Source organism: Ensifer sp. SSB1, assembly GCF_016652895.1.
Lineage (GTDB): Bacteria > Pseudomonadota > Alphaproteobacteria > Rhizobiales > Rhizobiaceae > Ensifer.
Genome location: NZ_JAEPRP010000085.1, coordinates 21,359 through 29,734, shown reverse-complemented (window position 1 = coordinate 29,734; position 8,376 = coordinate 21,359). Strand labels below are relative to the sequence as shown.

The 8,376-nt window shown below is 57.8% G+C and carries 10 protein-coding genes; 5 read left to right on the top strand and 5 right to left on the bottom strand.

What is annotated here, in order from left to right:
- Positions 1–476 precede the first annotated feature (476 nt).
- A complete protein-coding gene (locus I8N66_RS20860; RefSeq protein WP_291157205.1) occupies positions 477–1,073 on the top strand; it encodes an SOS response-associated peptidase family protein in 597 nt (198 codons plus the stop codon).
- Positions 1,074–1,375: 302 nt separating this feature from the next.
- Complete coding sequence (locus tag I8N66_RS20855) at positions 1,376–1,678, top strand: DUF982 domain-containing protein (protein WP_226020812.1); 303 nt, start codon at positions 1,376–1,378, stop codon at positions 1,676–1,678.
- An 834-nt stretch (positions 1,679–2,512) separates the two neighbouring features.
- On the opposite strand, the gene I8N66_RS20850 is transcribed toward I8N66_RS20855, so the two are convergent.
- Positions 2,513–2,968 carry an Hsp20 family protein gene (locus I8N66_RS20850; protein ID WP_113541084.1) on the bottom strand — a complete coding sequence of 152 codons (456 nt, stop codon included), beginning with the start codon at positions 2,966–2,968 and terminating at the stop codon, positions 2,513–2,515.
- 483 nt (positions 2,969–3,451) lie between these two features.
- Here I8N66_RS20850 and I8N66_RS20845 point away from each other — a divergent pair, with 483 nt between their 5' ends.
- Positions 3,452–3,661 (top strand): cold-shock protein, encoded by a 210-nt coding sequence (locus tag I8N66_RS20845; RefSeq protein WP_113541085.1) that lies wholly within the window; start codon positions 3,452–3,454, stop codon positions 3,659–3,661.
- 789 nt (positions 3,662–4,450) lie between these two features.
- Here the strand turns inward: I8N66_RS20845 and I8N66_RS20840 are convergent.
- The 4 genes from I8N66_RS20840 to I8N66_RS20825 form a co-directional block, all read right to left on the bottom strand.
- Positions 4,451–4,729, bottom strand: coding sequence for a hypothetical protein (locus tag I8N66_RS20840; protein WP_291157199.1), 279 nt, complete (start codon positions 4,727–4,729; stop codon positions 4,451–4,453).
- 11 nt (positions 4,730–4,740) lie between these two features.
- Positions 4,741–5,040, bottom strand: a complete 300-nt coding sequence (locus I8N66_RS20835) for a DUF982 domain-containing protein (RefSeq protein WP_113541087.1) — start codon at positions 5,038–5,040, stop codon at positions 4,741–4,743.
- Positions 5,041–5,109: 69 nt separating this feature from the next.
- A complete protein-coding gene (locus tag I8N66_RS20830) occupies positions 5,110–5,583 on the bottom strand; it encodes an Hsp20 family protein (RefSeq protein ID WP_113541088.1) in 474 nt (157 codons plus the stop codon).
- Between the two features lie 152 nt (positions 5,584–5,735).
- Positions 5,736–6,008, bottom strand: coding sequence for an aspartate-semialdehyde dehydrogenase (locus I8N66_RS20825; protein WP_077967056.1), 273 nt, complete (start codon positions 6,006–6,008; stop codon positions 5,736–5,738).
- A 281-nt stretch (positions 6,009–6,289) separates the two neighbouring features.
- On the opposite strand from I8N66_RS20825, the gene groES reads away from it, so the two are divergent.
- Complete coding sequence (groES, locus tag I8N66_RS20820) at positions 6,290–6,604, top strand: co-chaperone GroES (RefSeq protein ID WP_291157213.1); 315 nt, start codon at positions 6,290–6,292, stop codon at positions 6,602–6,604.
- Between the two features lie 55 nt (positions 6,605–6,659).
- Entirely contained in the window at positions 6,660–8,288 is a 1,629-nt protein-coding gene (gene groL, locus I8N66_RS20815) for a chaperonin GroEL (RefSeq protein WP_113541091.1), read from the top strand.
- The last annotated feature ends 88 nt before the right edge of the window (positions 8,289–8,376 follow it).

Below are 8,376 nucleotides of genomic sequence, written 5' to 3'. Positions count from 1 at the left end.
CATGTCTAACGTCTCGCTTCTCGGTATCAGCGCGCCCTTCTGGGCACTCGTCGCCGGCGTTATCGTATCGGCCCTGGTCGAGGCCGGAACGTTCAAGGCAAAACAGGCTGCGTGACACCCATAGGTGAGCGGTCGCACGGAAAACACTGCCCCGGTGCATCCGCACTGGACCTTCCGGGGCAGTCCAATCTCGGCCATTGAGTGGGTTCTGACTGTTTAGTCCCGAGAGGACATCGACGAACGGGCCGCGCCGGCAGCATGCTCGCACGCCTAGCGGTCCAAGTCGCCTGAGCCTGTCCATTGTGACAGCGAGGATTGCTGACCGCATCCCCAAGGGTTACGCTGGGCGTTGCTGGAACCATCGGACGATGATCGCGTCGGCAGTAGAACTCCAGGGTCAAGGCGGTAGTTCCGACCGCCGACATGATCGATGGCCCTGTGCGCAGCAGCGCTGTTCGAAACACTCAGGCGTCCCTATGTGCAACGAGTACGAGCAACAGATCGGCTACACCGAATACTGCAAGGTGATGCAGGATCTCGCACTTGGCATCCCAACGCATCAAACACAACTGGATATGCCGTCGGCCATCGGAATCAAGCCGGGCGATATGGCGCCCGTTATCAGAGCTGCGGGCGATCATATAGTGGAGCTGACGCAGATGAAATTCGGGTTTCCCCGAACCCGCACGCGCGGCCCCTTGTTCAACCTTCGATCGAAGGGAAAGCATTTCAGCGACAGCCATCGGTGTCTCGTTCCAGCCAGCGCGTTCTTTGAACATGCGGGGAGGAAACACCCGACGGCCAAACACCGTTTCACGCTGGTGAGCGCGCCGTTCATGGCGATTGCCGCAATCTGGAAGCCCAGTCAGAAGGGCCAGCCCGCAGCATTCACGATGTTGACAACGCGCTCGGGGCCGGATGTGGAGCCTTTTCACAATCGCCAGGTCGTTGTTCTTCATCCGATCGATTGGCAGGCATGGATCAACCTCACCAAACCTGAGGAAGAATTGTTGTGCCCACTCCCGGTCGGCTCGCTGAGGGTGGAGACCCGCGGGAACGGGTTGACTGGCTAGCTGCGCTCGAAGGAAATGAGCCGTGTGTCAGTACCGGAACGATACTCCCGTCTTAGTGCGGCGGTTTGCGCGTTCTAGCCAGTCTTTCGGGGCGCAACCCGAAAGACCAGCGGCGCGTCGTCATCGATACTTCTTTCGAGGGTCGGAAGGGGATTTCGGTAATCAGACTGAGGGAGACGCTCGCGGTATGACCCATGACTTTGACCGTGCGCCAGACTTTCGAAGCCTTGAAATTCACTCCGGTGGCGCCAATATCAAACGTACTTCTTTTTCATGCGGTTTGAATGCGAAAGGAGGACATCATGATCAACCCGGAACTCGTTTGGATGACGCCGGTTACCGTCCAGTTGAAGGATGGAACGCGGCAAATCTTCGCTTGTGTCAATGACGCACTAGATTTCCTCGAAGGCGATTGGACCATTGACCGAGGCAGAAAATTTAACCGAGCCGCTCAATCTTGCCGTCGCGCACTCAACCGTGCAACACCGGTCGCAATCGCGCGCGACGCCTTCATAGACGCTTGTCGAGACGCGGGCATGTCTGCGGATACCGCCGACCTGTTCGATAAGCAGGCCGGTACTGGCGGTCAACGCTCACTTGCCTAGATGGTTTTGGCCGGGGCAAACCCTGCCCCGGCCTTGGCACCGCGCCGCGCAACTGCAATCCCTCACCGCGGTTTCTCCCACTTTTGACCACCAGGGCAGCGTAGCGTTTGGCATTCGGACGATCCTGACAGCCGACATGCCTCGACAAGCGATTAGAGAAATATTCCCAGACACCGACGCGTCCATACCTTCAAGATGATTTGTCCCGAAACTATCGTTTCGCTCAGCGTACCACGTACGCGGACATTTGACTCTTGATCAGGATTCATTCGCGGCGGTTGTGATGCCACAAGAACTGCTGAAGGCGAGAAACCGCAAGAGTGGCCCGCACTGGTTCTTGCCGTGGCCCTTTTGTCGCCGAAACCGTGGCGAGCCTTGTTCTGGGTTTATGGCTGGCGGTGTCGCCTTAGATTTCGCTATCACGGCGAGCATCAGTCCATATGGACCCACGGTGTCCTCGGCCCGCCGGCCGCCGGAGTGTCGGTCCGGGCATACTGGGACAACCAGAAAAATCCGCACGCGCATATAGGGTCAATAGCAGGCAGTCACTGCCCGCCGCGCCGGCGGCGGGCAGGTCACCAATCTGCCAGGAGGATTCCGCTCGGTCCCGACGCTTCGGCGCAAGGCGATGCCGGCTCCTGGCATGGGAAGGCGGTTTGAACTTTATCGGCCCATCATACCGCTAAGGCCCTCTCGCGAACATCAGCGGTCAAGGGCGCAGCATGAACGCGATCCGACATTCCTCGCAGAGAACAAAAGGTCCGCTTAACGAAACGCCGGTCCTTGTCGCCGGTTTCCGGTTTGCTACCCTCCTTTCTTCTCTTTCGCTCTGGATTAGGCCGCTTTGCCGCCTTCGATCTGCTTCGAAGCCGGTTTCGTCGTCTCCGGCTGGATAGCGATCCGCCGCGGCTTCATCTGTTCGGGAACTTCCTTCTTGAGATCGATGACGAGCAGCCCGTTCTCGAGCTTTGCGCTTTCGACGATGACATGATCTGCGAGTTCAAAGCGGCGCACAAACGGCCTCAGAGCAACGCCTTGATGGAGGTACTGAGCCTCCCCGTTTTCCGTTTTCGCACCGTTGATCACCAGCTTGTTCGTCTCATGCGTGACCGTTAGCTCGTCCTCGGCAAAACCGGCGACCACGATTGCGATGCGGTACGCAGCCTCACCAAGCTTGACGATGTTGTAGGGCGGCCAATTGTCCGTATTCAGGCTGCTGTTCTCGAGCAGGTCGAAGATACGGTCGAAGCCGATGCTCGACCTAGCGAAGGGGGAAAAGTTCGTTCTCATAGCTACATCCTCAATAGAGCAACATAGGTACGAGGGAGCGCCAAGAAGCTTGGGCTCCCTGACTGGGATCGACCCACTGGGCGTCGACGATGATGAATTGGTGTTCGCGGCGCGGCGCGTCAAGAGACGGCCAGTTCCGTGAGGTTTAAATAGTTCCATCAATTCATGCCGATAGCACTCGTAGGTGAAAGCGCCAGAAAACTGCGCTCCGCCTATCAAAACCAAAAAACAGTATGATGCTCTGTAGATTTCCGGGATCAATTTAAACTCAGGTCGATCCTCGCCCTTTGCCAACCGCAGGGAGACGACTTGTTTAAGACACATTCGGTCGATAGGCATCGCTGCATCGATCTTTGCTTGTTGAGCTTTGTTTTCTCGCTCTCTGCGTTCAAGCCGACCTTCCCTCTCAAAATCGATCTATCTGCCTCAGTAGTCATTTTGTCGGCAGGTGAACTCAATCCAAGATTTTGAAAAGGAATTGTCATGAACACTGGAACCGTAAAGTTTTTCAACAGCATCAAGGGCTTTGGTTTTATCGAACTAGAGAACGGCGGTTCGGACGTATTCGTCCATGCGTCTGCAGTCGAGCGGGCTGGCTTGCGTTCCCTCGTGGAAGGCCAGAAGGTTACCTTCGACATCGTTCGGGATGCGCGTTCGGGTAAGAACGCTGCCGACAACCTCGCAACTGCCTAACTCGCTTGTGGCCGTTGACCACGGATGTACTGGCAGTGGCCATTGAGGCGGTACTATGTAAGAAGGTCGGCTCCGCCCGGCCTTTTTCGTTGATTACACCGATTTTACAGAGCCATCTTGGCCTGACTGCGGCGAGGAAGGCGGTTCGACTGCACTGATCATGCGCTGGGCCAGCCGTGCCTCGCTGTGCCCAAGGCGCGATGTCGCTCCTCGCATACTCGCGAGCTCTCGGCCGCCTTGGCTCGGTGGAGCGCTGTCTTCAGACGCGCCTCGACGGGCGTACACGAGCGGCGCTGAATTGCTTGATCTAAACTCCCCCGCGCCCGCCTGCATTGCCTCTGCTCGCCTGGCAAGCAGTTCTTCAAGAAATCCTCCGCCCCATATTCGGATCGACGCCGGGCCGTGCCAGCTTGTGGCGGGCGTCACGCGCGAAACGACTTGGTTTCTGCCAGCATCCGCCTCGGAAAAGTCGCCGGGTTATGCGGCTCCCGTCGCGCGCCGATTAAATCTCGGTGCCCGCACATCGCCGCGCCGCACCATATGACAGCAGGCTGTCGCACGACGTTGCGGACCTGCAGCTGGTTCGCCTTTCTCACACCCAGCGGCGCATCCAGCACGACAAGCCTGGCGGAGGGAGCTATACCGAAAATCGAAGCTGTTACCCAGCCGTTTGAGGAACGGCATTTTGCCGATTTGAAGTGACCCCCTGCTAAGTTCGACGGGCCGCCTGATATCGAGACCGCCCGTCGTAACGCCAGCAAGGCGTGAGAGAGGAGGGATATAGCCCCCTCAGGTATCGTACCGCAAATCGAGCTCTCCCAGGGCAGACCGAACCTCATCGATCGAAACCGGATCCGGCGTTCCCGGAACATGACGAAGAGCTGGCTTCGAATCTATCGCGTAGAAGTCCGAAGCCCATGCGGCGAGAATGGTTCTTTTGTCATCGACAGAAAGTACAGGATCCTTCACCACATCCATTGGACGTCGAAACGGCGACCAGTGAGAGGCGAGAACGTTCGGTCCGTTGTTCACGGCAGATGCGGCAATCTGCTCAAACATGTTATCCATGCTCGGTCACCTCAGCTCACGTGTGGATCCCGACTCCACCGCGGCTTACTCGCGATGATGGGGTCGGTTTCCGGCGCCAGCAGGTCGTGCTTTCGCGCGAAGGCAGCAAACAACCCACGCGCGGTCTCAGCTTCGATCTCGCCGCTCAGGGCAGCTCGACACGCCTTGAGCGCAACCGAATGCGGACCATCCCTTAACGATATCGGCCACTCGACCAGATGGCGGTAAGCGTCCATCACGCTTCGAACCTCCGTCGGAAATCCAAGGCCGACGAGAATACGAACAGGTGTCTCGAACATATCGGGTTTCATAACGCTCTCCTTTCCAACCCGGTGTGCTCATGGGCGCCATCGAAACGGCGCCCGTCTCCAATGTTTCGCTTAGGCGGCGCTCTGGGCTTCGATCTGCGGCGCTATGTCCGGGCGTCCAAGCGCGGAACCGTCAATGCTGACCTTGCGCGGTTTCAATGCCTCCGGGATTTCCCGAACGAGATCGATGGTCAGCAGGCCATTGCTTAATCCCGCTCCACTCACCCTGACATGGTCGGCAAGCTCGAAACGATGCTCGAACGGGCGCCCGGCGATACCGCGGTGCAGATAGGTTTCGGACGGAGAATCCTGCTTCTTGCCAATAACGGTGAGAAGATTGGTCTGGAACGTTATGTCGAGGTCGCCCTCCGCGAAGCCAGCAACCGCAATCGAGATGCGGTAGCTGTCGTCACCCGTCTTGACAATGTCATAGGGCGGCCAGTCGCTGGTCGAACGGTCGCGCTGGGCGTTTTCCAGAAGATTGAAGAGCCGGTCGAAGCCTACGCTCGATCGAAAGAGAGGCGTGTAGTCGTAAGATGTTGCCATAGCCATATCCTCCTGAAAGCAACATGGGTATGGAGCGCCGAAAGACGGCGCTCTCAGCATTGCCAGCCCTGTTGGTCAGCCGCTGGCGGCAAAAGATCTGGTATCTGAAAAATCCGGCTTCAAGTGCTGCCCTGAAGATTTTTTTGCAAATCTCAGTTCAGCTTGAACTCACCTTCAATGCGCCGCCATTCGTTCGGCCGGATCAGGTGCTGATGCGTATAGCGAACGGAATGCAGCGGTCCGTCGAGATTGGCCTGCCAGAAATCGAGGAATTTCTGCATTTCAGGAAAGTCGGGAGCGAGATCGTAATCCTGCCAGACATAGGTCTGCAACACGGATTCGAAATCGGGAATTCGGTAGAGAATATGCGCGGTGGTCAGTCCGTAGCCGCTTATTTGACGCTCGAAATCCGGTGAATATCGCATGCTTCATCTCCGTTTCTCAACAACGCTAAGGTGGCGCAATTGTTCACGATCAGCAACGGGATTTTAAACGTCTAGCATGGGTTTGTTGTTCGTTTACAGTATGTTAGCAGCCGCGCAATGCGAGTGCTGATTTTTTTGACTTCACCCCTTGAATTCGAAAAACCTCAAAACCAGATGATTTCGCGCAAGACGCTCGTTTGAGGTCTTGTACCCGTCCAGACTGGTCATCCGGTCCGGTGATGGGGAACATCGTCACTACTGTTTGTCCATTGGAGGAAAACATGCCTTTCCGACCGCTGCATGATCGCATTCTCGTCCGTCGGGTTGAATCGGAAGAAAAGACCAGGGGTGGGATCATCATCCCCGATACGGCGAAAGAGAAACCGCAGGAGGGCGAAGTTGTCGCTGTCGGCGCCGGCGCCCGCAACGATGCGGGTCAGATCCAGGCCCTCGACGTCAAGGCGGGCGACCGCATCCTGTTCGGCAAATGGTCCGGTACCGAGATCAAGGTCAACGGGGAAGATTTGCTGATCATGAAAGAAAGCGATGTCCTCGGTGTCATTGAAGCTCCGGCCGTGCGCAAGCAGGCGGCCTGAACCAACCAGCGACAAGTCCATCAGTCAGATAGCTGCCTATTGAGGAGTTACAGAAATGGCTGCGAAAGAAGTCAAATTCCACCTCGACGCCCGGGAACGCATGTTGCGTGGGGTCGATGTCCTTGCAAACGCCGTCAAGGTCACGCTCGGACCGAAGGGGCGCAATGTGGTCATCGACAAGTCGTTCGGCGCCCCGCGCATCACCAAAGATGGCGTGTCGGTTGCCAAGGAAATCGAGCTCGAAGACAAGTTCGAGAATATGGGTGCGCAGATGCTGCGCGAAGTCGCCTCCAAAACCAACGATCTCGCCGGTGACGGGACGACCACGGCCACCGTGCTGGCGCAGGCGATCGTCAAGGAAGGTGCCAAGGCGGTTGCTTCAGGCATGAACCCGATGGATCTGAAGCGGGGCATCGATCTTGCCGTTGACGCGATCGTGAATGAACTGAAGACCAACGCGCGAAAGATCTCCAACAACTCTGAGATTGCTCAAGTCGGGACGATCTCGGCAAACGGCGACGAAGAAATCGGCCGATATCTCGCCGAGGCGATGCAGAAGGTCGGCAATGAAGGCGTCATTACCGTCGAGGAGGCCAAGACGGCAGAGACCGAACTCGAGGTCGTCGAAGGCATGCAGTTCGACCGGGGATATCTTAGCCCCTATTTCGTGACGAATGCCGACAAGATGCGGACCGAGTTTGACGATCCTTACATCCTCATTCACGAGAAGAAGCTTTCCAACCTTCAGGCGATGCTGCCAGTGCTCGAAGCGGTAGTTCAGTCCAGCAAGCCGCTCCTCATCATCGCTGAAGATGTGGAGGGCGAAGCGCTCGCGACCCTCGTCGTCAACAAGCTGCGCGGCGGTCTGAAGGTCGCTGCGGTCAAGGCACCAGGCTTCGGTGATCGGCGCAAGGCCATGCTGGAGGACATCGCCGTTCTCACAGGAGGCACCGTTGTCTCTGACGACGTCGGCATCAAGCTCGAGAACGTCACTCTCGACATGCTCGGCCGGGCAAAGAAAGTTGCAATCGAGAAGGAGAACACGACCATCATCGACGGCGTCGGCGCCAAGGCCGATATCGACGGGCGCATCGCGCAGATCCGCGCCCAGATTGAAGAGACCACGTCCGACTACGACCGCGAAAAGCTGCAGGAGCGTCTTGCCAAGCTCGCCGGCGGCGTTGCGGTCATTCGCGTGGGCGGGTCGACTGAGGTGGAAGTGAAAGAAAAGAAAGACCGCGTCGACGATGCACTGCATGCCACCCGGGCAGCCGTTGAGGAAGGTATTCTTCCAGGCGGCGGTGTCGCGCTGCTGCGTTCCATCAAGGCGCTGGATCATGTGGAGACGGCCAATCAGGACCAAAAGGTCGGCATCGAGATTGTCCGGCGCGCCGTCGAGGCACCGGTTCGCCAGATCGCCGAGAATGCTGGTGCTGAAGGCTCCATCGTCGTCGGCAAGCTTCGCGAGAAGACGGACTTCTCCTACGGCTGGAACGCCCAGACGGGAGAATACGGTGACCTCTATGCTCAAGGGGTCATCGACCCGGCCAAGGTCGTTCGCACCGCACTTCAGGATGCGGCCTCTGTCGCAGGTCTCCTGGTGACGACCGAAGCCATGATCGCCGAGAAACCGAAGAAGGATACGTCTCCGCCTCTGCCCGCCGGACCAGGCATGGACTTCTAACGCGATTGTTCAGGCCCGTTCTCCCAAGGACGGGCCTGACGGGCTCCACCGATCGGCCCCGCCGGCTGGCAGGCTACCTAGCTCACAG

Bases quoted from the DNA above. Each gene is read 5' to 3' on its own strand.
- I8N66_RS20860 (WP_291157205.1), top strand. From the start codon at position 477: ATGTGCAACGAGTACGAGCAACAGATCGGCTACACCGAATACTGCAAG.
- groES (WP_291157213.1), top strand. From the start codon at position 6,290: ATGCCTTTCCGACCGCTGCATGATCGCATTCTCGTCCGTCGGGTTGAA.
- I8N66_RS20830 (WP_113541088.1), bottom strand. From the start codon at position 5,583: ATGGCAACATCTTACGACTACACGCCTCTCTTTCGATCGAGCGTAGGC.
- I8N66_RS20825 (WP_077967056.1), bottom strand. From the start codon at position 6,008: ATGCGATATTCACCGGATTTCGAGCGTCAAATAAGCGGCTACGGACTG.
- I8N66_RS20855 (WP_226020812.1), top strand. From the start codon at position 1,376: ATGATCAACCCGGAACTCGTTTGGATGACGCCGGTTACCGTCCAGTTG.
- I8N66_RS20835 (WP_113541087.1), bottom strand. From the start codon at position 5,040: ATGAAACCCGATATGTTCGAGACACCTGTTCGTATTCTCGTCGGCCTT.
- I8N66_RS20845 (WP_113541085.1), top strand. From the start codon at position 3,452: ATGAACACTGGAACCGTAAAGTTTTTCAACAGCATCAAGGGCTTTGGT.
- I8N66_RS20850 (WP_113541084.1), bottom strand. From the start codon at position 2,968: ATGAGAACGAACTTTTCCCCCTTCGCTAGGTCGAGCATCGGCTTCGAC.
- I8N66_RS20840 (WP_291157199.1), bottom strand. From the start codon at position 4,729: ATGGATAACATGTTTGAGCAGATTGCCGCATCTGCCGTGAACAACGGA.
- groL (WP_113541091.1), top strand. From the start codon at position 6,660: ATGGCTGCGAAAGAAGTCAAATTCCACCTCGACGCCCGGGAACGCATG.